The organism is Metabacillus sp. FJAT-52054 (assembly GCF_037201815.1).
Classification (GTDB): domain Bacteria; phylum Bacillota; class Bacilli; order Bacillales; family Bacillaceae; genus Metabacillus_B; species Metabacillus_B sediminis.
The window spans coordinates 241,807-266,586 of the sequence record NZ_CP147407.1 but is presented as its reverse complement, the minus strand read 5'-3'; the positions used below and the strand labels follow the sequence as shown (position 1 = coordinate 266,586).

The window sequence follows — 24,780 nt, the reverse complement described above, 5'->3', positions numbered from 1 at the left end:
GAAAAACCGCAAAAAAACAGCACCCGTCACCAGGCGCTGTTTCTGAATTAGTTAGAATAAGATTTGCTTTTGCTGCTGCTGCTTCCGCTGCCGCTTCTTCTTTGCTGTGAACGGCCTTTATCGTTGTACGAACGGTTGCCTTTTTTTGCTCCGCCGCTGCGCTGGCTGTTATAGCTGCCGTTGCTGCGATTGCGGTTTCCGCCTGAACCTTTTCCGCCTCTTTTAGAGAATGCAGGAGGCTCATCCGTCAATTTGATTGGAGTTTGATCCGGCTCTTTTGTCATAAGCTTGATCGCTGCTGCTACAATCACTTCGGAATCGAATTCTTCAAGAAGCTGTGCTGCTGCTTTTGAATAGTAGGAAAGGTTTCCTTCTTCAATAACAGAACGGATCTTCTCAGAAGTCATCGTTTGCTGTCCTTCAAGTGCCTGATCAAGAGTTGGAGGCGTCATTTTATCCATTTTGCGCTTCGTTGTGCGCTCGATGCTTTTCAGCATATCCATTTCTCTTGGCGTGATGAACGTCATCGCAATACCTGTTTTGCCTGCACGGCCAGTACGTCCAATACGGTGAACGTAGCTTTCCGGATCTTGAGGCACATCGAAGTTGTAAACATGTGTTACACCGGAAATATCCAGTCCGCGTGCAGCAACGTCAGTCGCTACAAGAACATCGATGTTTCCGCTCTTGAATTTACGAAGTGCAGACATTCTGCGCGCCTGGCTCAAGTCACCGTGAATTCCTTCAGCTGTATATCCGCGAAGGTTAAGAGCCTCGGAAAGCTCATCAACACGGCGCTTTGTACGGCCGAAAACGATTGCCAGCTCTGGAGATTGAATATCCAGAAGACGTGTAAGCACATCGAATTTTTTCTTTTCATGTGTATCAATGTAATATTGCGTAATGTTTGGAGTTGTTACTTCTTTCGCCTGCACTTTTACAAGCTCAGGATCTTTCATGAAGCGCTCAGCGATGCGGCGGATCGGATCCGGCATTGTTGCTGAGAACAAAAGTGTTTGGTGATTTTCAGGCACATTGGATAGAATGGATTCGATATCTTCGATGAATCCCATGTTCAGCATTTCATCTGCTTCATCCAATACAACCGTATGAACTGTTTCCAGTTTTAACGTTTTGCGGTTAATGTGGTCAAGCAAACGTCCAGGTGTTCCTACGATGATATGAGGGTATTTCTTCAGCGCGCGGATTTGGCGGCTGATGTCCTGTCCTCCATAGATAGGAAGAACGCGTGCACGCTTGTAGTAGCTCAATTTATAAAGCTCTTCAGATACCTGAACCGCAAGCTCGCGAGTTGGCGCAATAATAATTGCTTGGATGTTTTGATCTTCTGTGTTGATTTTTTCGATAAGCGGCAGACCGAATGCAGCAGTTTTACCCGTACCGGTTTGCGCCTGTCCAATGATGTCCTTACCTTGAAGGCCTAGTGGAATCGTTTGTGCCTGGATGGGAGTTGCCTCTTCGAATCCCATTTTGTTAATTGCCTTCATTGTACCTTCGCTTAAACCTAGATCTTGGAACTTTGTATTCAAATTTATTCATACTCCTTTATTTATCTAGTCTTCGCAGACTTAGTTATAGTCTTCACAGACTTAGTTATCCCGTTCATACTTCATTAAGAAGCCCGTAAACACTTAAATTCAATCATAACACGATATGCAGGTTAATACAATCAGGCAAAAAATCCAATATTTTATTCCTCATGATACTCATAGTAAATAATCACACAGATGGACGCTTCCTTTTTACCTGCTCATGCTGATCGCTACGTCTGCGAGATTGAGGTAACCCCCAGAAAATTTCCCGTCTCATATGCCAGTTCTTCAAAATCATCTCCGTGGCAGATGAGATGTGCAGAGGAAGGCAGAAAACAAAGCTTCTTCTCCTCTGATCCAATTTTTTTGTATAAGTAATGGGCGCTCTTAATAGGAACAATTCCGTCACATTCACCTTGCACTATCAAGACTGGAACGGTGATTCCAGGAAGTCTCGGCTTTACGTAATTCACAAGCCTTCTAAACTGAAATGCAGCCAGAATCGGTGTTTCTGTTACTTTTTTCCTGTAGCGCATGTATACTTCATTTTCTTCCAAAAGTCCCCTGAATTTATCCTCAATGATACACCTGACATCTTTCATAAACTGCCGGGGATTGACATAATACGCTGCCGCACTTAAAAGAACCAATTTACTTACCGGATATTTGGCAGCAAGATACGAAGCGATCATCCCTCCCATTGAAAACCCTATGACATACACTTCCGAACAGGTTCGACCTAACATTTCGAGCTCCTGCTCCGCACATTCAATCCACTTCTGAAAACGAATTCCTTTTAGAGACCCCGCTTCTTCGTGGCCTGGAAGACAAGGTGTTCTGACCTCCCAATCCGTATGCTTTCTCAAATAATCGGCAAGCGGTTCCACTTCATACGGGGCACCCGTAAAACCATGTATACATAGACAGCCAATCATCTTATCCCTCCTGAATCAGGCCTTTATTAAGCATTACCCTTCATCAGGAAAAAGAAAAGATGATTTAGGCCCTTTTTTTAGAATGGCTGACTTTAGTATCGCCAAAATTCCCAAAAATTTTTCAATCCTCCTGCAGTGCTTCTACCGCCTCTTCAAGCTTCATGCCTCTTGAAGCTTTTACGAGAAACAGATCGCCGGGACGGGCAAATTTTTTCACAGCCGAAATAAGCTCCTCTTTATCGGTAAAGCTTTGAACGTTCTCATCCGGGAGATTCTTTTTCGCTCCTGCAGCAATACATTCTCCAAGCTTCCCATACGTAAAGACATGGTCCGTTTTGCCGGTACTGATATGCTCACCTGTCTGTTCATGGAATTCAGCTTCCTGCTCACCAAGCTCCAGCATGTCTCCCAGTATGAGGATTTTGCGGGAATATCCCTGTAAATCCTCTATCAGTCTGATTGCGGCCTTCATAGAGGTAGGGCTTGCATTATAAGCATCGTTAATAACAGCCCAGCCTTTAGAGGATTTCAGCAGCTCCAGACGCATCGCTGTCATGGCAAGGCTGCTTAAACCTTTCTTAATCGCTTCATCCTTCAATCCAAAGTGGCGGGCGACAGCGATTGCAGCAAGGGCGTTCCATACGTTGTGCTTGCCGAGTACAGGGACTGCAAACCGTTCTCCCTCCGGCTGGACAGTAAATTCCACTCCAGCATCTGATTGAACAATATCAGAAGGATACAGGTCATTTTCCGCAGTTTCACCAAATGTCATCGTTTTTCTGCTCAATGCCGGCACTCTTTCCTGTAACAGCGGTTCATCACCAAAGTAGAAAAGAATTCCATCCTCCTTCAGGCCGGAAGCAATTTCAAGCTTCGCTTCTGCAATTCCTTCACGGGAACCAAGATCCATTAGATGAGATTCTCCGATATTTGTAATAATGGCCGCATCCGGCTGGGCAAGTTGTGAAAGGAATTCAATCTCGCCCTTAGAACTCATGCCCATTTCCAAAACAGCAACCTCTGTGTTCTCCGGCATTGCAAGCAATGTAAGCGGAAGGCCGATATGGTTATTAAAATTCCCTTTTGTTTTATGTACGTTAAAGGACGGGGAAAGGGCCGATGCAAGCAGATCCTTCGTAGTCGTTTTGCCATTGCTTCCAGTAACACCGGCAACCTTAACGTTCAGCTGTTCTTTGTAGGCTTTCGCCAGCTTCTGAAGAGCTGCAAGCGTATCTTCAACGAAAATAACCGGTGCATCAGCAGGAGGATTAAGTTCCTTTTTTGCCCACAGAACAGCAGCTGCGCCTTCACTCAGTGCCTTCTCCGCAAAACGGTGCCCGTTAAAGTTCTCTCCTGTTATCGGGATGAATAAAGAGCCGGGCAAAACGCTGCGCGAATCGGTTGATACACCGGCAGCTGACCGGTCCTCATATTGTGCGGCAAGACCTTCGCCTCCCGCCATTTGCTGTATATCTATAAGCGTTCTCTGAATCATGCAGGTATTCTCCCTTCAAAAATCGAGATAGGCCGGCTCCTCGTTGCCTGCCTGTTATGGCAAACGCGGATTAGCCAGCCCTCCTTTATTAAAACGTGTGTCTGATCTGCTGTTTTTCTTCGTGGCGTTCAATAGCAAGCGAAACGAGCTTCTCAATGAGCTGAGGATACTCCAACCCAGTATGCTTCCAAAGAAGCGGGAACATGCTGTATGGTGTAAAGCCCGGCATCGTGTTCACTTCATTGATTAAGGCTCTTCCGTCTTCTGTAAGGAAAAAATCGGCCCGTACAAGTCCGGAACCATCGATGGCTTTAAAAGCAGCAATCGCCATTTTTTCAATCATTGCATATTCTTCATCCGTAACTTTCGCCGGAATCATCATGTCTGTATCGCCGTCCACATACTTCGCTTTATAATCGTAAAATTCTTTTTTCGGAGCGATTTCTCCTGTAACGGAGCATTTAGGCTCATCGTTTCCAACTACGCCAATCTCAATCTCACGTCCAATAATTCCTTCTTCAATAATAATTTTGCGGTCATAGGAGAAAGCTTCCTCAAAGGCAGCTTCCAGTTCCCCGCGGTTTTTACATTTGCTGATTCCGACACTGGAGCCAAGGTTGGCAGGTTTGACAAAGCAAGGATAGCCCAGTTTGGTTTCTACGTTAGTATATGCCGATTCCGGATCTTTTTTCCACTCACTGCGAATCAGCCAAACGTATTCAGCCTGCTCAAGTCCGGCTTGCGCAAACAGATTTTTCATTGCTACTTTATCCATTCCTGCTGCAGAAGCAAGAACCCCGTTTCCTACGTACGGAATATTCATTAGTTCAAGCATTCCCTGAATGGTGCCGTCTTCCCCATTAGGTCCATGAAGAAGCGGGAAAATCACATCAAAAGGCTGCTCCGGATTTTCACCGGCAGTGGACGGGAACAATTCCGTGTTCAGTGCAACAGGCAGAATCGCTTCGCTCTCTTCATGTCCCAGTTTTAAAGCAGCCACATTTGAAGCAGGCTCGTTCAGCTGTACTCCGCGGATCCATTCGCCCTTTTCCGTAATATAAATAGGATGTATATCAAATTTGCTGAGATCAAGCGCCTTGATTACAGCAAGAGCTGTTTGCAGAGAAACTTGATGTTCTGCGGATTTCCCTCCGTATACGAGGCCAAGTTTAATTTTCATTATTTATTTCCCCCTCAATCTTTCAGGTGCAGTCATTTTTTAATCACTCTCACCATTTTATCACCTTCCGGCATTTTTGTTATAGATGACCCTGTTTTTATCTCAAAAGATTCGTATCGCATTATTTTTTTATGCATAGCGAATTAGTCGTTAAATGACGCAGTTTGTATTAAAATAAAGACAGGAGGGATTTTCACATGGAAAAAATTACATCATCCGAGCAGTTTCAGCAGCTTATTTCAACAGATAAGGAAGTCTTAATTAAATTCTTCGCAGATTGGTGTCCTGATTGCACCCGAATGAATTTCTTCATCGATGAAATCATCGAAGAATACAAAGAATACCAATGGTTTGAAATTAATAAAGACGAATTTCCTGAGATTGCCGAGCAGTATCAGGTAATGGGGATTCCAAGCATCCTGATTTTTAAAAACGGTGAAAAGCTTGGCCACCTTCACAGTGCGAATGCCAAGACACCTGAACAGGTTCAGGAATTTCTCGCTGAAAAACTTTAAGCACAAGCTCTCGCTTGTGCTTTTACTTTTTTACATTCTCCATTTAACATACCTGTTGTTTTCCTCTGCAGATGTTCACTTATCTTCGGGCGGGCGGATTTTCGCTTACAGGATCTCATCTGTGCCCGCTGCTCCGGCTCAAATCAACTTGATGCTGTAACTTAGCTTCTTATGAATACCGATATCGAACTTCAAAAAAGACAAGCATGAGCAATCTAAAATAGAACACTTAGACATTCAAGTGTTTAGTAGAGAGACTCTAACCATTAATCGTTTGTAGGATCATAATCTACATTGTATTTTTTAGTGATCTGTTTCATTTCTGCATGATATTCCTTAATGAGCTTCTGATACTCCAGCATCTTTTGGTTTGATTTCTGCATTATTTCTTCATCACTTTTTTCTAAAGCTTCTTTTTCAAGTTCAAGTGCACTATAAAAAGTTTCTGTTGCTGTAACCATTTTTTTTGCAGGACTATCCAGTTCCTTAATTTCTGGTTTAATACTTTTTGCTTCCTTTACAGCTTTTTCGTATGCCGGCATTGTATTATTCACTAACTCTGCAAGAAGAGTCTTGTCATCAGAATAGTTGTCTCCAGAAACTGAAGAAAGCGAGTTGAAAGCCTCTACTTCGTAATCCGAAACTTTTTGGGTTGATTCATTCACATAGGTTAGTATAATCTTTTGTTTTTCCTCTTTAGATAATTCTTTCTGACTGTTTTCCTTATCACTGCAGCCTACCAGAAAAAAACATAAAATCATTAAAAAAGATAAGTATTTCACGATGTAAATTCCTTTCTACTTTCTTAGATTATATGAATGGCCAATGAGCCTCTACCGATGGTTTATTAAATTAGGATCGTCTTTTATAAAAGCATCTCTACGCGATAAATATCTTTTCTTCTGTACAGCTTTTGCTAAAACCATCATTGGAATCGTGATCACTAGAACTAAAAAACCATACCAAGCCACAAAAAATGATAGAATAATATAAGTAATTGAACCTAAAAAGAAAATAGAGTACATAAGCATAAATATTATGTTAAAAAGAATAAGCTGGTTAATTCGGTACTTTTCTTTATGTACATCAGACTCTTTGTTTCTGTTAACCAGATACCTTATTTCTGATGCTGCTATGGCATAAGGTTCTGTAAACCAATGCATCCAACTCTTCATTTTTTATCGCTGAAAATCTCTTTTAGTTGTTTTCTCAATGCCTTTTCGCCTTTTGTTTCCAGTCCTTTAAAAAAAACTTTGTTAATTTGATTATGATTAAAGAATACATTTGTATTATCCCCAATGTGACCTTGAGGGTAAGGACAAGCAACATAGTCCCAAACTTTATCCTCATTATCCGCCTGTTGCTGCTTTCTTCCATAAATTTCTTTATCTGCTATTAATTGAGAATAAAAATTCAGTAAATTTGCACTCATCCAACCACACCTTACTCTTTTGATTCAAATAAATTCCTTGTTTTGTAAAAATCAGATAAATTTATACTAACTCATATCTTTTCATCTTTTCAAACAACTATTTATATTTTAGAAAAAATGTGATTATAGAACTAACATAATATTGAAATTCCGATAATTACCAAGGTATATTTATCCATAATCATGTTATATAAGTCCTACCCCCCTCTTTTAAAACATAAACCACTTTTGAGGAGAAAAGGATTTTATATTGTTTAGCATTCTGCATGGTTAATTCCCTTCAAAATGACAATTTCGACTAAATTATTTTCCAGGAAATAATCGTTTCCGCCTTCCCTCGACATTTTTGCCTCCAAAGTTTCCAGAAGCCCAGTCCTTGACAAATATATCAAACGAACATATGATCAATTTAATTCTAATAACTCTTATCCAGAGAGGCGGAGGGACATGGCCCTGCGAAGCCTCGGCAACGGATCACGATTTTTGTGAAACCGTGCTAATTCCTGCAGACACATTCATGTGTTTGAAAGATGAGAGAAGAGCCGGTCTGCTTTTCAGATTGTTCCACCCCTCTTCTGCTCATGAAGAGGGGTTTTTTGCGGTTTTTATGACATAAGGAGATGGGTAGATTGACAGATTTTCTTATAAAAGGAACAGAATTATGGAACCAGTTAAAGACACTTCCGGAAGACAAGCATCCTGCTATTATTTTCAACTCCCATATCACAGGGTTGGCTATTTCCCGGGCTCTGGGAAAAGAAGGTATTCCCATTGTCGCGCTGGACAGAGATGGACGGGCGGTCGGGCTTCAATCTAAATATGTTCATACCACTGCTTTATGTCCTAATCCATTTACTGAAGAGGCGGAATTTATCAGTCTGCTGATGGAAATCGGACGGAATCTCCCTCTAAAGGGTGTATTGTTTCCGTGCAATGATGAATGGGTGCTGCTCGTCAGTAAACACCGGACCGAGCTTGAAAAGTATTTCTTATTCCCGTTCGCGGAGTGGGACAACGTTGAATCTCTTTTAAATAAACGGAAGCTTTATAAAAAAGCCGCTTCATTAAACATTCCAATCCCTGCAACCTGGTATCCGGAAGAGTTTTCGGGTGAATACCCGGATGACCTTCCTTTTCCATGCATCGTAAAACCTGTGGAACAGCGCAGTTTTTATGAAGCTTTTCAGACGAAGGCTTTTACCGCGAACAGTACGGAGGAGCTCACCGCCATCCTGGCTAGAACAGCCAGCCATGAGGTTGTAATCCAGGATATAATCAGCAGCTCTCTTTCAGACTTTTATTCTCTCTGCACCTATACGAGTATGGACGGGGAAATAAAAGGCCAGTTCACCGGCAGAAAGCTTGAGCAATATCCTTTGAACTTCGGAACGGGCTGTCTTGTTGAGTCTGCTGAAGGCGGCCGGTTTGTCTCATACGGTGCTGAAATATTAAAAGCGCAAGGGTATTACGGAATTGCGGAGACAGAATTCGTATATGACAAACGGGATGACACATATAAATTACTGGATGTGAATACACGAGTTTGGAAGTGGATCGGACTTCCGATTTTCTCGGGAGTTAACCTGCCTCTTCTCGCTTATAACGAAGTGACCGGGTTAAAAGGAGAAGCCCAATATCCAGTATTGGACTATTCAAAATGGGTATATTTAGATGACTATCTAAAGGTTAAGCAGGAACGTCCCGGTACTTTTCATGGACACCTGTCCGATTCCGAAATGGCTTCGGTGCTCTTCGGTGAAACCTCCACACATATAACAGAAGCTGTATTTTCAGCTGAAGACCGCGCACCTTCTGTACAGCAAATGAAAAATAAATTCAATCAGGGGTATGTATGCCCGTGCTAGGAAAGGTGTGAATGGGATGAAATACGGATTTTGGCTTCCCCTTTTTGGGGGCTGGCTCAGAAATGTTCAGGATGAAAAGATGCCTCCCACTTTTGACTATGCAAAAAAGGTCATTCAGTCAGGTGAGAAATGGGGCTATAGCACAACTTTGATCGCAGAGCTTTATTTAAACGATATTAAAGGCCCGGAATACGATTCGCTTGAAGCGTGGACAACGGCAGCAGGACTTGCCGCAGTCACTGATAAAATTGAAATTATGACGGCTATCAGACCGGGCTTTCATAACCCCGCAGTGGCGGCCAAGATGGCGGCCAACCTAGATCAGATGAGCAATGGCCGGTTTACGTTAAATGTCGTCTCCGCCTGGTGGGAAGAAGAAGCGAGACAGTACGGAGGTATTTTTACCGAGCATGATGAGCGCTACAGCCGGACAGAGGAGTTTGTTGAGGTTCTGAAAGGGCTTTGGATGGAAGACTCATTCTCCCATAAAGGAAGGCATTATGAATACAAAGAAGCAAAGCTTTTCCCGAAACCAGTTCAAAGACCGAATCCGATCCTGTATGCAGGAGGCGAAAGTCCGCGCGGAAAAGAGACGATTGCCCGCTATTGCGACGCTTATGTGATGCACGGGGGAACGGTGGATGAAGTCCGTTCAAAAATCGAAGAAATGGTTCGTTTAAGAGAAACCGTGAATGAAAATCCATTCGCCTCCTTTGGAATGGCCGCATACGTGATATGCAGGGATTCGGAGGAAGAGGCGGCAGAAGAGCTCGCTCGCATAACCGATGTAAAAGAGTCCTCTGCTTACGCAGGCTTTAAAGATTTCACAAGCAAATCCCAGCTTGAACAGCAAATCCAGCTTCAGGATTATTCGGTGTCAAACCGGGGACTGCGCCCGAATCTCGTCGGGACACCGGAACAGATTGCAGAGCGGATCATCCAGTTTGAAGAGGCAGGTCTTGATTTGCTGCTGCTCCAATTTTCGCCGCAGCTTGAAGAAATGGAGCGTTTTTCTAAAACAGTCATGCCGATTGTGGAAAGAAAGAGGACCGCAGTTCGATAAACTATACACCCGTATCTAATCCGTTTTATACTTTAGTAAGGATTTATAAGGAGGAACCAACATGACAACCACACAATTAGAAACGGCTACATTCGCAGGAGGCTGCTTTTGGTGCATGGTGAAACCATTCGACGAGCTTCCAGGCATTCACGGCATTGTATCCGGCTATACAGGCGGCCATAAAGAAAACCCGACCTATGAAGAAGTAAAAGCACAAACAACCGGCCACGCGGAAGCAGTGCAGATTCAATATGATCCCAGTCTTTTTCCTTATGAAAAATTGCTGGAGCTTTATTGGCAGCAAATTGACCCGACTGATGACGAGGGCCAGTTTATTGACCGGGGCGAGTCATACCGGGCGATTATTTTCTATCATACGGAAGAGCAGCGGCAGGCAGCCGAAGCCACTAAAAAGGAACTGGTGGAAAGCGGCAAGTTTAAGAAACCGATTTTAACGCCAATCAGAGAAGCAAGTACCTTCTACCCTGCTGAAGAGTATCATCAGGATTTCTATAAAAAGAATCCTGAAAAATACAAGCAGGAACGAGTGGAATCCGGCAGGGATGCTTTTGCAAAAGAGAATTGGAACTAGGGTGCGGGAAACCGCACTCTTTTTTATTTTTCTCTACATGAATTCTTCGTTTTTGGAAAAATTAGGTGGTAGTACATAAACAAAGGAGGCATCCCTTTGCCAAATCAACCGATTCCCTCAACTCCAGAACCATATTGGAGAGAATCCGCCGAGCTTCCATCCTTCCCCAAGCTCCAGCAAAGTCTGGAAACAGAAGCTGTTATTGTCGGCGGCGGCATTACCGGAATTACTGCTGCCTATTTGCTTGCCAAGGAAGGAGTCAAGGTCGTTCTTCTTGAAGCGGATGTGTTATTAAACGGCACAACCGGACATACCACGGCTAAAATCACGACCCAGCATGACCTGATCTACGATGAGCTGATGCACCACATCGGCGAAGAAAAAACGAAAAAATATTTCCGTGCGAATGATGAAGCTCTTGCCTTTATGCGTGATTATGCCGCCAATGTTTCCTGTGATTTTTCGAACCAGGATGCCTATATTTACACGACGGAAAACAAAAATGTGACGAAGCTTGAGAAAGAATACAAAGCCTATGTGAAGCTCGATGCAGATTGTGCAATGGCGGACACCCTCCCTTTTGATTTATCCATCAAAAGCGCAATCATGATCCGGAATCAGGCTCAATTCCATCCTATCTCCTATTTAAACCAAATGGTTCAGGAGCTTCAGGAAATGGGTGCTGAAATCTATGAGCATACTGTTGCTGTAGATGCAGAAGCATTTGATGGTGGAGCAAAGGTCATCACAAGGGATGGCAGCCATATTAAAGCCAAGCATGCCATTTCCTGCTCACACTTCCCTTTCTATGACGGGAACGGCTTTTATTTCACAAGAATGTACGCTGAGAGGTCCTATGTCCTGGGCGTTAAAACCAGGCAGCCGTATCCCGGCGGAATGTATTTAAGCGCGGACAATCCGACCCGGTCGATCCGCGCTACCCCTATGAATGGCGAAGACCTGATTCTAATTGGCGGGGACAGTCATAAAACCGGACAAGGATTTGATACAGAAAAGCATTACGAGAGCCTTGAATTGTTTGGAAAGGTCCATCTTGGGCTAAAGGAAACGGTGTACAAGTGGTCGGCACAGGATTTAATTACGCTCGATAAAATCCCTTATGTGGGACCTGTCACGAAGGGCAAACCATCAATTTTGGCAGCTACCGGATACCGAAAATGGGGCATGACGAACGGGACGGCGGCTGCAATGATGATCCGCGACCTCGTGCTGGAAAAAGAAAACCCATATCAGGATGTGTTCTGCCCATCCCGCTTTATCGCTGATCCAAGCATCAAAACATTCCTATCGCAAAACCTGAATGTGGCCGGCCATTTAATTGGCGGCAAGCTGGATTTCGGTTCTCGGAAAAAAATAGAAGAGCTTCGGGATGATGAAGGGGCTCTCGTCACACATAAAGGCCAGAAAGCGGCTGCTTATAAAGATCAGCAAGGCTGCCTCCATTTAGTTGACTCCACCTGCACACATTTAGGCTGCGAAGTGGAATGGAACCATGGGGACCGTTCATGGGACTGCCCTTGCCACGGTTCGCGATTCTCCATTGACGGAGATGTGATGGAAGGGCCTGCAGACAAGCCGCTGAAAAAGCTGAATACAGATGAAGCATAAAAGTTGTGCTTTGAATGAACATCGTATACAATTCAATTGTGCACAACTTAATTAGCAAAGGAAGACCATGATCATGGATAACGATTCAAAACTGAAGCTTGAGAATCAGCTTTGCTTTGCTCTCTATGCAAGCTCAAAAGAAATCTCAAGCATGTACAGACCGATGCTTGAACCTTTAAAGCTTACATTCCCCCAGTACCTTGTCATGCTTGTTCTTTGGGAAGGCAATCATCTGGCCGTTAAGGAAATCGGCGAGAAGCTGATGCTTGATTCCGGAACACTCACCCCGATGCTGAAGCGACTCGAAGCAGCGGGGTTCATACAGAGAACACGTTCGGCAGAAGATGAGCGCAAAATGACGATTAGCCTCACCGGCAGCGGGGAAAAGCTAAGAACAGAGGCATCTTGCATTCCCGATCAGGTTGCCCCCAAATTGGGGTTATCCATAGAAGAGTACAAACTGCTTCTTAAAACCTTAAGAAATCTGACATTTCATCTAAAACAAGGAGGAAACAAATCATGAATGCACTTTACACAGCAACAGCAACGGCAACAGGCGGACGCGAAGGACGGATCCAATCTTCAGACGGACAGCTTGATTTCGCTGTCGCTATGCCAAAAGGTCTTGGCGGACAAGGCGGAGACGGAACAAACCCTGAACAGCTTTTCGCAGCTGGCTACTCTGCTTGCTTCGACAGCGCCTTGAATCTGGTTATTCGCCAAAAACGCATTAAAACTGAAGGCACAAAAGTAACGGCCAATGTTTCCATCGGAAAAGATGAAGCGGACGGCGGATTCAAGCTTGAGGTTGAACTGGAAGCAATCATAAAAGGCGTAGATGACGCGACAGCGCAAGAACTAATCGAAGCCGCTCACCAAGTGTGCCCTTACTCTAAAGCAACTCGCGGAAACATTGATGTAGACCTTAAAGGCAGAGCGGAATAATAAAATGAATGAGAAAAGCTGAACCTTAACCGGTTCAGCTTTTTTGTTGATTTTTGATTGGGCTGCGCCGGTGGATTACAGCTTTTAGGCGCGCCTGACCCGCTCCGCTTTAAAGGAGCAGGGGACGGAGGCGGCAGCCTCCAATCCCTTATCTATCAAAAGATTCGAGCGTCGGTGCCGGAGGTTTAGTCTGATAGAGAGCAGCAGGACTGGCACGGTGCCAGTCCCGTTATGCTTTACCGCATCCGGGGACGGAGGCATTCTCCCGCCAAGCCTTATGCACCAGCAGTCTGCAGCGCCGATGCCAGAGCTTTAGTCCTTTAGCGAAAGCCGGGTCAGACACCTGCTCAGCCTTCGTTCTGCCCATTAGAGAAATTCCCGTTTAGCCAGTTACTTCCACGGCTTCCTAGCCGTCACACATACCGTCATTTCCGGCTTTACCCTTTTAAACTTCATTGAAATTCGTTCAAATCCGCATGCAGATAAATCGTCATAAATTTGTTTGCCGAACATTTTCGTTTTGTTGGGACTCGCATTTTCCTCGCGCGGCTGCATGGTGATGGCAATGGTTCCGCCGGGGATCATGGCTTCATATAGATGGGATAATCCGTTCCTCGGTTCATCCCATATCGTGTAATTATTGACGGAGAGAATTTTATGATAGGTATTCGCAGGGATTCGGGCTTCTCCAATATCTGCGGCCGAAAGTTCTGTTTTACCGGCTTCCATATAATCCTTCAGGCGGATTGAAGCCTGCTCCTTCATGGTTTCAGAAATATCAATCCCGTCTGCTTTTACCACAGGATAGTTTTTGAGAATGTATTCAAGAGCGTATCCTGGACCGTATCCAACCTCGAGCACCTTGTCGCCCCGCCGGACTCCCAGTCTGGAGATGGTCCATTGGTTGATAAACTGATTTTCCCGGGCCATGATTTTTCCGGTTATGACCCCAATCCAGCCTTTCGGTTTGCTGAAATTCCTCCTGATCAAGCTGAACATGTCGGCACCTCTTCGTTTCGTTTTACTTATTACTATCACGAAACGCAGACTTCTAAACAATCCTATGCTTTTTAATTTTTTATAGTTGCAAAGAACGGTCCATCCCTTCTTCTCTCTTGCTATGAGAATCCGAATCGGACAAAATAAAGACAGCAAACTAAAGAGGAGTCGGAATCCATGAACACGATTATCCTTGCCGGCGGCGGGCATGCCCATCTTGCTGGGATTGCCGATGGCTCATTGAGGCATTTTCCGCATACGGAAGTTATCCTTATTTCTCCGTCGCGCTATCAATATTATTCCGGCATGTTTTCCGGATTTACGGAGGGAATTTACAGCGAGGAGCAAATCCGCATAGACCTTAGCGTTTTATCCCAAAAGCATGGCTTTACCTTCATTGAAGAAGAAATAACGGCGATAGATGAGGCAGCTAAAGAGGTCATAACATCCTCCGGGCGCTCTTTTTCCTATGGCTTGCTGTCATTGGATATTGGCTCCGCTCAAGCAAGCTCCCCCTCCATTCTGCCGATTAAACCGAATTACTCTTTTCCGGAAGCAATCCGTTCCTTTAGAGAAGGAGATCAGCCTGTTATTGTCGGCGGTGGTGCTTCAGGAGTGGAGCTTTCTCTTGCAGCAGCTGGTTATCGGCGTCTGAACGAAATCGGGAGCCCTGTTACGCTGATCAGCGGAGGGCCCCTGCTTTCTTCCGCACACAATCAAAAACTTCTTCAAATCTGCCAGCAAAAAGGGGTTACCGTGATTCAAAATAAAAAAGCCCGGCTGCTTGGCAGCGAGGCGATTGATGCGGGAGAAGATACACGGATTCCTTTTTCCCATTTGCTTTGGCTGGGCGGCCCCGAGGCTCCTTCTCTTTTTAAAAACTCCGGACTTCGTATTGACGGGAATGGGTTTTTACCGGTTGATGAACGCTTAATGCATAGCCCTTCCATTTTTGGGGCGGGAGATTGCGTGTCCATCACCCGATATCCAGAGCTGCCGAAAAACGGAGTTTACGCAGTCCGCCAATCCAAAGTGCTGTGGGAAAACCTGAAAAGAACGGCTGAAAAACGGGAGCTTGTTCCTTTTCAGCCTCAACGGCGGTTTCTCGCTATTTTATCGACCGGCGGAAAAGCGGGATTCCTCACCTACGGCCGATTCCATTACCATGGAAAAACAGCTTGGAACCTAAAGCACGCTATTGACCGGCGGTATATGAATTCTTTTTAAGCCGGCGGCGTTTTCTTGATTTTTCAATGATCAAATACAAAATAGCTATTCCAATCATGGCCGTATTAATCATACTGAATTCCCTTCCGAAAAAATCCCGGTCATAATAAGAAATTGGACCGCGGTAAATTTTATCGCTTATGGGATAAAAAAGCGGTACCGCGTCCTGTACATGGGTAAGGAGATCAATTAAAATATGCCCGAGCCATCCGTATAAGAATGCGAGCCAGGCGTTGACCCATAGCTTGCGCGATATGGCGGCAATCAGGATAAAAGCAAGCACCCATACAAAGAGCGAATGCCCCCCTTGTCTCAAAACGATCGTGACTGGTTCGTCAAATAGTCCATGAACAGCGCTGCGAAGCGAAAAAGCCGTTTCTGTAAAGCCAAGGACGTTCAGCAGCAAACTTTTTAATAGCAAGTAGAAAAACATGATGAAATATATAAAATCCGGTGCCATGCTGCCAATGACAAAGTATTTTACGAATTGCTTCTTTCGGCGGAAGATCATATAAGTCCAAAAACCATGGTGCAGCGTATTCAAGGGCAAAGACCTCCTGTTTTGCATTTGGATAGGTCTATTTTAAGCTTTACGGTGCTATACAACAAATGAAAGCCCCAGGAATCAAAATTCCTGAGGCTTCTCTTACAGTATTCCCTTTGCCTTCGCTTCCTGAATCCATGATGGAAATTCGTCCAGGAGCTGGCTGTACAGCTCTTCGTCTGTCACTGTTTCTGCATCCTGAATGTGAAAAAAGCTGGCGTTATCGATGTACCGCCCTTCCATCGTATCCAGGTTTTCCAGCACTTCAAAATTGCTGTCGCCAATCCCGACAAATTGCCAGAAGATCGGCTGGTTTGAGGATTCAACGACAGGTTTTTTTATGGTCTTTTTGCAGCCGCCGTCATTAATAAACACAATGAAAGCGGGATCCTTGCTGGATTCTTCGCTCGTATATTTTCGGATGACATCCTCCATGACAGGGGGCTCATCGTTCCGTCCGAATTTATGGATCAGAGAGTCAGAAAGGATTACGTTTTCGACATAGCCGTTAAAATCCCTTTCCGTAACCGGCTTGAGACGGGCAAATTCATTGTCGTATACCCAAACGTCAAGCATGCCATCGTCATCAAATTGGCTGGCAACGGCAAGGATCCTCTCCACTACCTTTTGGACTGTCCCGTTTTTATAGAGCTTTCTCATTGAGCCTGAGATATCGAGTACAAGGCCGACTCGGGCTGTTACCCCGGCCAGCTGCTTTTTCTCGAGAACAATTTGCACATTCTTTTTCATCAGATTAATCGTGCTCAATCCGTTCGCTCCCTTTCCTTTAGCGCTGCTGTTCAAGCCGCTTGAAATTCTCCTGAAGCTGCTCGATCCGCACCTTGCCTTCTTCGCGCATCTTTTTGTTTTCATCTTCAATGGCCTTTGTTTCCTGCATCCCTTTCATAATGATGCTCCATGTTTCTTCCATCGTTTCGATCTTAATGCTCGGGCTGCCGGACATTCTCGCAATCTCCGTGCTTTGCTTCGAAATGTTCTGAGCGTTTTTGAGCAGCATTTCGTTTGTGCGCTTATCCAATTCGTTCATGGATTGGGCGACAAGGTTTTGTCTTTTCGCTGCAATTGCATTAATCAACCCTGTTTTAAAAATAGGGATGGTCGTTACGAAAGCGGAATTGATTTTCGCGATGAGCTTGGTGTTTCCTCTTTGCAGAAGGCGGATTTGCGGTGCTGACTGATAGGCCACCTGCTTGGCCATTTCCAGGTCATAGACTCTTTGTTCCATTAGCTCGATTCCGTTTTTCAGCGTATCCAGTTCCATTCCTGCAAGCTGATTGCCGCTTGCCGCCCTGCTCTCAAGCTCGGGAACCTTTGCCCGGAGTTCTTCGACTTTCATTTCGCCTGCGACAATATATTTCTCAAGCTCGGTGTAGTACTGAAAGTTCTGCTCATACAGCTGTTCAAGCGTCTGAGTAGAGCCCTTCATTTCATTTTCATACTTCATGATTTCTACGTACACCTTGTCGATTTCCGAGCCCATCGTCTGGTATTTGGAAAACAGCTTGTCCATCACTTTTTGGCCGCGGTTGAACACTTTTGCCATCAAGCCCTTTTTCTCCACAAAATCCTTGCTGTCGAAGCGGTCCATGATTTTCCCAAGGTGCTTTAAGAGCGCACTGGATTCTTCCATGCTGCTTGATTTAATCGTATTTAGAATTCTGCCGGAAAAGGCAGAAATTTCATTTGCCGGCTCTTTTCCATACTCCAGCAGGGCAAGCTGGTTTTTATGATCGATGTTTTGGGCGAGCTTTTGCACTTCCGGCTCTTTTCTCAGCTGAGCTTTTATTTCGTTTGTGCCGGTTTCCAGCAGCTCTTCTTTTTTTTCAAGATTCATTGCCTGCAATTCGTTCGTATTCATCTTCTTTCCTCCATCCTAAAACCATTTTTTAAACATCTTTTTGATCAGGGAAGATTCCTTGAATTCTTCTTCAAAGCTGACTTCCTCCAGCCAGTGAATGTCATAGCTGCTCTCATGGATAAAATGTTCCAAATCGTTCTGGCCTGCCGGATTAAATACGATGATGTCCATGCCCAGTTCGTTCATCAAAAGCAGGAGGGCCGCATCCGACCGGCTGAATGGTCCATTTTTTTCTGTATTGTAAAGCACGATTTTCGGTATATCCTGGGCGTAGTCGAATTTCTGGACAAGCCTTAATATATCCGGGGGCAGGTACAGTGCCTGATTAAATAAATAGAGCTGTGTCTGATAGTCGGTTTCATGCTGCGGGGCTTTTAGTTTAGGGTAGGCGCAATAGCGGGAGATGGCTGAAGCTAGTCCCTGCTGCAGGCCGGTTGGGAGCTCTTTGTATGCCCACCAGTTACTGGTCATCATTTTCTCAGGATCCAGCTGCCCGTTTTCTCCGAGTGCTGCCTGATAATGAAAATGATTATTGCCGGGAACCGCCTTTGTAAAAGGAAAGGAACGAATCGTCCAGGCAAGCTCGTGATCCGTGATCTGCTGAATTTTCGCCCAATATTCCTTTCTGTTTTTGGAGACGCCGGCTACTTTAGTGAAAAGCGCCGGGATTTGCACCGTTTGGCTGGATGCTTCAAAATTCGGACGAATGAGAGCTTTTTCTTTTACTAGAATAAATAGTTCATCATAGGTGGTTTTTAATGTAATCGATTTAGGAATATAGGAACGGAACTGCCACGGTTTATACAGCAGCGAATCTTCCGTATGAAGCATCTGCTCAATTTCCCTGGAAGCCCGGAAAGCAACTGTTCCTTTACGGACAGGCTTCTGTTCAGGAAATGGCAGCAATCTTCCGGTCGAACTTAACCGAATAATGGTTGTAAGAGATTCATCCTCATCGAATGAACCTAAGACATCTTCTCCTTCAGGATGAAAAATCAGCACGTCTGCTCCAGCAAGAATCAAATAATACAAGAAGTATGACTCGCTTTTTGAAGCGGGACCGTACCAGAGAATCTTAGGCGGCTGCTCTGTTATTTCAGCGTTCCATGCGGCAAGATGATTGTGGCCCCATTTTACCAGATCGGTGAAGATCCTTCTAAAATCCGGATGCAGAAACCCTCCCGGATGGGCAGCTTTAAACTGTTCGAGCAGGATCTTCCAATTGTTCCGGTAATGAACAGATAAGCTTGTGTTGCCCGCCTTAGGAATAAGGCTCTCCCCCTCCATAAAAGCAACGAGCCTGTTGACGGAGAGGCCATTTTCCTCGGTGTTGATCATCAGTACCCGCTGGATCGCCTGAAAAAGATCCGGCTGAATCGATTTATCAAGCGTTCCGCTAAGGCGCACAACCTTTAGCTCTTCATTATGAGCAAGGTCATACAAGACCTCCTGATATTCATCCTCGTCCGGATATGTACCAAGGATCCGGAATGCAGCCTGGGTAAAGGCAAGCTCATCTTCAGAGTGCAGGAAGGATTGGCGGTGAGATAATGGGGTTTTGAACAAACTCAGCCAATCCTTCTCATTTGCATCGGCCTTGATTGGTCTAATTGTTTTCACCATACTCCTCATCCTTCCCCTTCGATTAACGATCTGTTTATCTTATAACCTTCAAGTTTTGCTCTGCTATTTTCAGTACCTTTTCAAGAATTTCCTCTGAAGCAAAAATGCCTTCCTGTTCTGTTCTGATTATCTTCCCTTGAGAATCCTGTCCCTGCTCCTGAAGTTCTCCGTGCCTTGGAGCAAATGGAAATTCAGCGTTTTCGAGAAGACATAAATCAAGCAAAGAGTCCCCTGCTGCTGCAACGGTTTTCTTCCCCTCAATGCCTTTGATGTATTCTATTGCTGCCCATTTGCTCACGGGCTTTGGTACAAAATAAAGCTTTCTCCCCTGCATGGAGTGCGTCCATCCTGCTTCATTGAGCCACTTGGTAAAGGATTCAAGCTCAGCTGGAACCTTATCCCTGTCAATGATGCAGTAGCTGAACAAATCGTCTGCCGTTCTTTGCTTCAATACCCATTCGTCGTGGACAATCTCCTGGAACTTCTCAAGCATGTCTTCCCTTGCCATTCCATTTTTCAGCTGCCCGGTAATCAGTCTGTTCCAGTCTGCATCCGGTGTTCCATTCTTTAGAATGTTGCCGCCGTTGCTTGTTACCGCATACTCTGAAGCAAGCTCTCCCTGAAAAATGGTGATCCGCTTAAACTGTTCGATTGTTCTGGTTGTAACTGGAACAAACATTGCCTTCTCGGCCACCTGTTTAAGCAGTGCAATGGCTTTATGGGTCATAAAGGAAATCTCTTTCCCATCGAGTGTTTCAATCAGGCGGATGTCTTCCTCTACCGGGTCATGTCTGAAGGATCGTCTTGAATAGATGAGCGTTTGGTCAAGATCGCTTGCAAAAATCATCAGTTTCCCTCCTTGAGCGGTTTAATCAGTCCGCAGCAGGAATAAGACATATCCGGATACTCTTCGATTGGAACGTTCCGCTCTTCAGCAAGCAGGCGGATATGCTCAAGATCCGCATTGTCGAGGCTTTTCACAAGAATCCTCCACGGCACACGGCGGAGCAGCACCCTTGTCGTTTCCCCAACACCAGGCTTGATTAAATTAATGTTTTCGATTCCGAAATCATCCTGAATTTTTTTTATGTCAGTTAAGCCTTGCCATGTCGGTTCAGATGCCGTCATGGCTTCCAGATGTCTTTCTACTTCTTCTTTTACAAGAGTGAATTGGTCTGCAATCGTTTCAATAAAATGAAGAGACAAATCTTCCTTTTCCAGCTCGCGATAGTACTTGGCCCCGTGGTAATCCGTCGGGCTGATAAACTCGCTGTTCAAAACGGTGCGGCTGACGAGCCCTGACACAGTCGAGTTCAGACAGGCACTCGGAATCAAAAAATCTCCTCTTGTTCCGTAAATGGTCACGCAATATCCAGGGTCTGCTAATACAGCCATTGTATCACTGATATTGGTCCCGTAAGTTTTATTTAGGTGATCAACGGCTTCATTCAGTTCTTTCTTGATGGCGCCTTTTCCAGTCCATCCGTCCACAAATTGGATCGATTCGGATGGATGATTTTCAAAAATATACTTCATGGCATTTTCATCAATTCCGCGTCCGCGGATGATGGAAACACTGTAATGCGGCACATCGATCCCATATTTGAAAAGAATATACCGTTTTATAAGGATTCCAATTGGAGTGCCGGCGCGTGCAAGGGAGACGAGAACAGCCCCTTTTCCACGTTCCTTAATGATTTGCTCCGCGACAACTCCAGCGGCAATCGCAAGTCGCTCTTTATACTGGGCAAGTGATAGGTGAAAGAGAGAAATATACTCTTCCGATGGCTTGTATTCAATCGGCAGCATTTCTGAATAGTGCGTTCCGGATTGGACGGCTTCTTCCCTGTCCTGAGTGGAGCTTTCGGGCATGACATCGCTGATATCCTTTAATAGAAAGACGACATCTTTTTGAGAGTAGCTTCCCATAGGTACTGGAGGCTTCATTGTTTTAGCTGGCATGCTGATCACCTTTCCTTCTGCAAAAGTAAACGACGTGAATAAACGGAACAAGAGATTTCAGCTGCTCAAGCATCGGGGCAAGCTGTTCATCAGGGACTTCCCTTTCTAAAAACACAAAGACTTCGTCATACATTCCTGGCTCAACATTGTAAAAGAAATGCCCGATATCCGGCTGCTCCGGACTTGGATAAGCGAACTTTGAAAAAATCGGGTATCCATCTTTTTTCATGCTATGGATGGGGCTTCTCGTCGTAGATTGATAGTGGATGCCCTCCCCCATTTCCGCTGCAATCCGCATCGGTATGTACATAAATTCGCCTGTTCCAAGACAGAGAGTGCGTTCTCCCCTTCTTTTTAGGCGAAGCTCTTCAGCTGCATCATTGATAAAGCGCCCGGCTTCCTTTTGAAGAGAATCATCCATGCCGAACCTTCCTGTGCTGGAAAGATAGGAAGGCGCTGCCGTGCTTTCCCCTTTAGATACCCATTCCGTCTGATAATCGGAGGCGGCAGATAGTCCGGTCATGCATATTTCAGCCTCTGCCATTGGACGGTCCGTTGTTTCCGCCTCGAAAAGATCGTCTATAGAAGCCCCTTTTGCTTCCATTGATCCTGATAGCAGGGACACATCGCGGATGACAATCCCGAGCTTCTCTTCCATTCTGCGAAACTCTTCTCTGTACTCGTCCGTCCGCCAGTCCAGCAGCGTCGCAATGGTATATTCCTTTCTAGGAAAAATCGCCTGAATCGACTCGATAATATTTAAAGCTGTTTTCCCTGTTGTGGATTCATCATCCACCAGTACAATCGGATGCGGATGATCGAAGAATTCCGTTCCCGCATAGCACCTGTGCGAGGTCGCATGGGAATGCTCTTCTTCAAAGCTGATAGCCGATCTTAGATCCTGCACTTCCTCACGGGTCGTATGAAGGTACCTGGCATTTTCGAAGCAATTGAAAACGGCATGTCCAAGTGCAGTAGCTGTTTCGGCAAAACCGATAAAAACGGTCTCTTCCGGAAGCCTGAATTTCTCCTGCTGAACCGCCTGCAGGAGCAGTTCGCCCGCTTCTCCCGTTTCAATGGCCTCTCTCATCTCCTCTTTGTACGGGTGAACGTTCCCGTGAACTTTTTCCATGTATTCTCCTGCAAGGGCGGCTCCTGCCATTAAAGAAACCTTTGGTGATACCGGCAAGTGCTTCCCAAGGACCTTGCTGACAAACAGGAAGCTTCTCTTTTTGTTAATTCTTGCTCCCATCTCAAACAGACTTCTTAATGAGAGATGAAGCGGGTTTTCTCTGATCTCAATATCGACGCTGATTTTATCTAAGATTTCCAGTGAGTATTTGCTCTTTTTGTTTTGTGTTAAGAAGGTCAATGAAGGATTGTTGGTCATGAAGCACCCCGTAAATAGAAGATTTGAGCAGCACTTTCCGTGCCCAGTTTGTATGTGGTTTTACTTCATTCATCTTGTTGGCATACGTGCTCTTAAACACACCGTTCGCTCCATCCTGGCTGTCCAAAATGGCCTTTGCATCCAAATATTCCTCATGAGTCACAACGTTCAGCGCATGAACGACTTTAATATGAGATGGATGAATCACCGTTTTGCCCACGAGACCATTCGTCTTATCAAGCATGATTTCATGAATCAAGGCATCTTCAAAACGGTTAATCATTTCCGTCCGCACTTGGAGACCGTTTCGCCCGAATGCCTGCTGAAAAGGAGACTGCCTGATCTGAGGCTTCATAATCCGCTTGGAACCATAGAAATACTCCCACACCGGACCCGAGATGACATACTCTTTTGAACTCCGGCCGAACATATTGATAATGTCTGTAATACAGTCCCGTATAACGGAAATATCGTAAATGGTTGTATCGTTGCTTCTTCTAATTCCAAACAGGCCTGAAAAATCGGTCGCTCCGATTCGGACGTTCAAAACGAGACCATAATTGGCATCCAGCAGCTCTTTAATCCCAACAAGCGCCTCCATTCTTGTTTCCTTATAGATAATTTCATAGGATTCAAGGATCGGCATTCCATAAAGAGATAAAGAGAATTCTTCATTCAGCTGCCGGAGGGTTTCGAAGTATTTTTCCCCATTGGCTGCAGTAAACTTCGGGAAAACGAAACCGCATAGCAGGGTTGCCGCTTTTCCTAAATGGCGGATGAGTTTTATCATCTGTTCTGCTTCCCGTACCCGTATGAAAATAAGCGGGAGAAGCTCCTCACTGAACGCTTCTTTTTCAATGTTTGCAAAAATCGTCTGCAGCTGATGGACTGTATTGATTTCTGCTGTCTCTACTTCGTCATCCCCAATGGAATCCTCAAGACAAATCGCCATGCTTGTTAATCCCTCATGCTTGCCCTCAAGAAATTTTCCAGATAGCACATCACTAGAAATTTGTTCTCTCGTTCCCGGCATGTAAAGTGTCGCCCCAAGTGCGTAAGCCAGCTGTTCTTTAGAGGAGGTACGGCTGAATGGAGCCGGCTTGCTGTAAAAAATTTCGTCCAGTGTATGGACCGGAAGATAGTGAAAATGCTTCAAATATTCCCCTCCTCTTCTAATGATCTGCTATTTGAAAAAAGACTCTGGGAAGGCGGGCTGCCTCCCCGGTCCGCAGCAAATAACTTTATACTTGCAGCCCGTAATTGCGGCATAAAGAGGCAAGACCGCCGGAAAACCCGCTGCCGATGGCATTGAATTTCCAGTCTGTTCCATGCTTATACAGCTCACAGACAACAACCGCTGTTTCAATGGAAAAATCCTCTCCAAGATCATAGCGGAGAATTTCTTTATCTGTCTGAGCGTCAACGATCCGGACAAACGCATTGGAAACCTGTCCGAAATTCTGTCTTCTTGCATCTGCATCATGAATGGTTACAGCGATGCCAATCTTATCTACGTGAGCAGGCATTAGAGAGAAATCAACCAGAATCTGTTCATCATCTCCATCGCCTTCACCTGTACGGTTATCCCCTGTATGTTCAACCGCGCCATTCGGACTTTTCAGCTGATTATAAAAAATAAACTCGCTGTCATTTTGAACTTTTCCGGAAGCATCAGCAAGAAAAGCAGAAGCATCCAAATCAAAGTCATGACCGCCATTATATCGGTTTGTGTCCCAGCCAAGACCGATCATTACCTTTGTCAATCCGGGGTTTGTTTTGGTTAAATCAATTCTTTGCCCTTTCGACAATGAAAGTGTCATCGTTATCCCCCATTCGCTTATAGTTTGTCCATTCTAAAAAAGGGGCGACCTGCAATAGAAAGCCGCCCCTAAGCTGTACACCATGTCGGTTAGCTCAGAAAAAGCTGACTGCTTGCGTGAAGTCACCCCAGT

Annotated in this window: 25 protein-coding genes and 1 riboswitch; of the genes, 8 read left to right on the top strand and 17 right to left on the bottom strand. The window is 45.0% G+C overall.

Translation table 11 applies throughout. The features are described from left to right. Positions 1 to 47 precede the first annotated feature (47 nt). From WCV65_RS01515 to WCV65_RS01500, 4 genes are all read right to left on the bottom strand, one after another. Positions 48 to 1,508 (bottom strand): DEAD/DEAH box helicase, encoded by a 1,461-nt coding sequence (locus WCV65_RS01515; RefSeq protein WP_051860494.1) that lies wholly within the window; start codon positions 1,506 to 1,508, stop codon positions 48 to 50. 275 nt (positions 1,509 to 1,783) lie between these two features. Continuing rightward, entirely contained in the window at positions 1,784 to 2,488 is a 705-nt protein-coding gene (locus WCV65_RS01510) for an alpha/beta fold hydrolase (protein ID WP_035404364.1), read from the bottom strand. A gap of 121 nt (positions 2,489 to 2,609) precedes the next feature. Further along, positions 2,610 to 3,983: a UDP-N-acetylmuramoyl-tripeptide--D-alanyl-D-alanine ligase gene (gene murF, locus WCV65_RS01505; RefSeq protein WP_338779490.1), complete on the bottom strand. Its 1,374-nt coding sequence runs from the start codon at positions 3,981 to 3,983 to the stop codon at positions 2,610 to 2,612. A gap of 88 nt (positions 3,984 to 4,071) precedes the next feature. Next, positions 4,072 to 5,163: a D-alanine--D-alanine ligase gene (locus WCV65_RS01500; protein WP_338779488.1), complete on the bottom strand. Its 1,092-nt coding sequence runs from the start codon at positions 5,161 to 5,163 to the stop codon at positions 4,072 to 4,074. Between the two features lie 197 nt (positions 5,164 to 5,360). Between WCV65_RS01500 and WCV65_RS01495 the strand changes: the two genes are divergently transcribed. Next, positions 5,361 to 5,678, top strand: a complete 318-nt coding sequence (locus WCV65_RS01495; RefSeq protein ID WP_035404359.1) for a thioredoxin family protein — start codon at positions 5,361 to 5,363, stop codon at positions 5,676 to 5,678. Positions 5,679 to 5,944: 266 nt separating this feature from the next. On the opposite strand, the gene WCV65_RS01490 is transcribed toward WCV65_RS01495, so the two are convergent. Genes WCV65_RS01490 through WCV65_RS01480 form a run of 3 tightly spaced genes read right to left on the bottom strand, consistent with a single transcriptional unit; the run spans position 5,945 to position 7,110 of the window. Further along, on the bottom strand, positions 5,945 to 6,460 hold the full coding sequence (locus tag WCV65_RS01490; protein WP_338779486.1) for a hypothetical protein: 516 nt from the start codon (positions 6,458 to 6,460) through the stop codon (positions 5,945 to 5,947). Positions 6,461 to 6,511: 51 nt separating this feature from the next. Beyond that, positions 6,512 to 6,841 carry a hypothetical protein gene (locus tag WCV65_RS01485; protein ID WP_338779484.1) on the bottom strand — a complete coding sequence of 110 codons (330 nt, stop codon included), beginning with the start codon at positions 6,839 to 6,841 and terminating at the stop codon, positions 6,512 to 6,514. Between the two features lie 8 nt (positions 6,842 to 6,849). Then, positions 6,850 to 7,110, bottom strand: coding sequence for a DUF4176 domain-containing protein (locus WCV65_RS01480; protein ID WP_338779482.1), 261 nt, complete (start codon positions 7,108 to 7,110; stop codon positions 6,850 to 6,852). Positions 7,111 to 7,532: 422 nt separating this feature from the next. Continuing rightward, positions 7,533 to 7,647, top strand: a riboswitch (SAM riboswitch). A gap of 92 nt (positions 7,648 to 7,739) precedes the next feature. Between WCV65_RS01480 and WCV65_RS01475 the strand changes: the two genes are divergently transcribed. The 6 genes from WCV65_RS01475 to WCV65_RS01450 all read left to right on the top strand — a co-directional run bounded on the left by WCV65_RS01475 (position 7,740) and on the right by WCV65_RS01450 (position 13,204). Beyond that, entirely contained in the window at positions 7,740 to 8,975 is a 1,236-nt protein-coding gene (locus WCV65_RS01475; protein ID WP_338779479.1) for a hypothetical protein, read from the top strand. 16 nt (positions 8,976 to 8,991) lie between these two features. Next, positions 8,992 to 10,038 (top strand): LLM class flavin-dependent oxidoreductase, encoded by a 1,047-nt coding sequence (locus tag WCV65_RS01470; protein WP_338779477.1) that lies wholly within the window; start codon positions 8,992 to 8,994, stop codon positions 10,036 to 10,038. A 61-nt stretch (positions 10,039 to 10,099) separates the two neighbouring features. Further along, positions 10,100 to 10,630, top strand: coding sequence for a peptide-methionine (S)-S-oxide reductase MsrA (msrA, locus tag WCV65_RS01465; protein WP_338779476.1), 531 nt, complete (start codon positions 10,100 to 10,102; stop codon positions 10,628 to 10,630). A 96-nt stretch (positions 10,631 to 10,726) separates the two neighbouring features. After that, on the top strand, positions 10,727 to 12,259 hold the full coding sequence (locus tag WCV65_RS01460; RefSeq protein ID WP_338779475.1) for an FAD-dependent oxidoreductase: 1,533 nt from the start codon (positions 10,727 to 10,729) through the stop codon (positions 12,257 to 12,259). Between the two features lie 73 nt (positions 12,260 to 12,332). Next, positions 12,333 to 12,782 carry a MarR family transcriptional regulator gene (locus tag WCV65_RS01455; RefSeq protein WP_338779473.1) on the top strand — a complete coding sequence of 150 codons (450 nt, stop codon included), beginning with the start codon at positions 12,333 to 12,335 and terminating at the stop codon, positions 12,780 to 12,782. Beyond that, positions 12,779 to 13,204, top strand: a complete 426-nt coding sequence (locus tag WCV65_RS01450) for an organic hydroperoxide resistance protein (RefSeq protein ID WP_035404349.1) — start codon at positions 12,779 to 12,781, stop codon at positions 13,202 to 13,204. Before WCV65_RS01455 ends, WCV65_RS01450 begins: the two co-directional genes overlap by 4 nt. Before the next feature lie 390 nt (positions 13,205 to 13,594). Here WCV65_RS01450 and WCV65_RS01445 read toward each other — a convergent pair whose 3' ends face one another. Further along, a complete protein-coding gene (locus WCV65_RS01445) occupies positions 13,595 to 14,203 on the bottom strand; it encodes a class I SAM-dependent methyltransferase (RefSeq protein WP_338779469.1) in 609 nt (202 codons plus the stop codon). Positions 14,204 to 14,380: 177 nt separating this feature from the next. Here WCV65_RS01445 and WCV65_RS01440 point away from each other — a divergent pair, with 177 nt between their 5' ends. Beyond that, on the top strand, positions 14,381 to 15,430 hold the full coding sequence (locus tag WCV65_RS01440) for an FAD-dependent oxidoreductase (RefSeq protein WP_338779468.1): 1,050 nt from the start codon (positions 14,381 to 14,383) through the stop codon (positions 15,428 to 15,430). On the opposite strand, the gene WCV65_RS01435 is transcribed toward WCV65_RS01440, so the two are convergent. The 9 genes from WCV65_RS01435 to WCV65_RS01395 form a co-directional block, all read right to left on the bottom strand. Continuing rightward, positions 15,399 to 15,974 carry a DUF4184 family protein gene (locus tag WCV65_RS01435; protein WP_338779467.1) on the bottom strand — a complete coding sequence of 192 codons (576 nt, stop codon included), beginning with the start codon at positions 15,972 to 15,974 and terminating at the stop codon, positions 15,399 to 15,401. The genes WCV65_RS01440 and WCV65_RS01435 overlap by 32 nt on opposite strands. Before the next feature lie 102 nt (positions 15,975 to 16,076). Then, entirely contained in the window at positions 16,077 to 16,742 is a 666-nt protein-coding gene (locus tag WCV65_RS01430; protein ID WP_338779466.1) for a VWA domain-containing protein, read from the bottom strand. A gap of 19 nt (positions 16,743 to 16,761) precedes the next feature. After that, complete coding sequence (locus tag WCV65_RS01425; protein WP_338779464.1) at positions 16,762 to 17,853, bottom strand: toxic anion resistance protein; 1,092 nt, start codon at positions 17,851 to 17,853, stop codon at positions 16,762 to 16,764. 15 nt (positions 17,854 to 17,868) lie between these two features. Beyond that, entirely contained in the window at positions 17,869 to 19,476 is a 1,608-nt protein-coding gene (locus WCV65_RS01420; protein WP_338779461.1) for a YceG family protein, read from the bottom strand. A gap of 34 nt (positions 19,477 to 19,510) precedes the next feature. Beyond that, the gene (locus WCV65_RS01415) at positions 19,511 to 20,323 is read right to left on the bottom strand and encodes an HAD family hydrolase (protein WP_338779459.1); all 813 of its coding nucleotides are present in this window, start codon (positions 20,321 to 20,323) and stop codon (positions 19,511 to 19,513) included. Continuing rightward, a complete protein-coding gene (locus tag WCV65_RS01410; RefSeq protein ID WP_338779457.1) occupies positions 20,323 to 21,438 on the bottom strand; it encodes a cysteine protease StiP family protein in 1,116 nt (371 codons plus the stop codon). Before WCV65_RS01410 ends, WCV65_RS01415 begins: the two co-directional genes overlap by 1 nt. After that, the gene (locus tag WCV65_RS01405; protein WP_035412711.1) at positions 21,428 to 22,828 is read right to left on the bottom strand and encodes a phosphoribosyltransferase family protein; all 1,401 of its coding nucleotides are present in this window, start codon (positions 22,826 to 22,828) and stop codon (positions 21,428 to 21,430) included. Before WCV65_RS01405 ends, WCV65_RS01410 begins: the two co-directional genes overlap by 11 nt. After that, positions 22,755 to 23,984, bottom strand: coding sequence for an HpcH/HpaI aldolase/citrate lyase family protein (locus WCV65_RS01400; RefSeq protein WP_338779454.1), 1,230 nt, complete (start codon positions 23,982 to 23,984; stop codon positions 22,755 to 22,757). Before WCV65_RS01400 ends, WCV65_RS01405 begins: the two co-directional genes overlap by 74 nt. An 85-nt stretch (positions 23,985 to 24,069) precedes the next feature. After that, positions 24,070 to 24,648 (bottom strand): TerD family protein, encoded by a 579-nt coding sequence (locus tag WCV65_RS01395; RefSeq protein WP_035412706.1) that lies wholly within the window; start codon positions 24,646 to 24,648, stop codon positions 24,070 to 24,072. Positions 24,649 to 24,780: the final 132 nt, after the last annotated feature.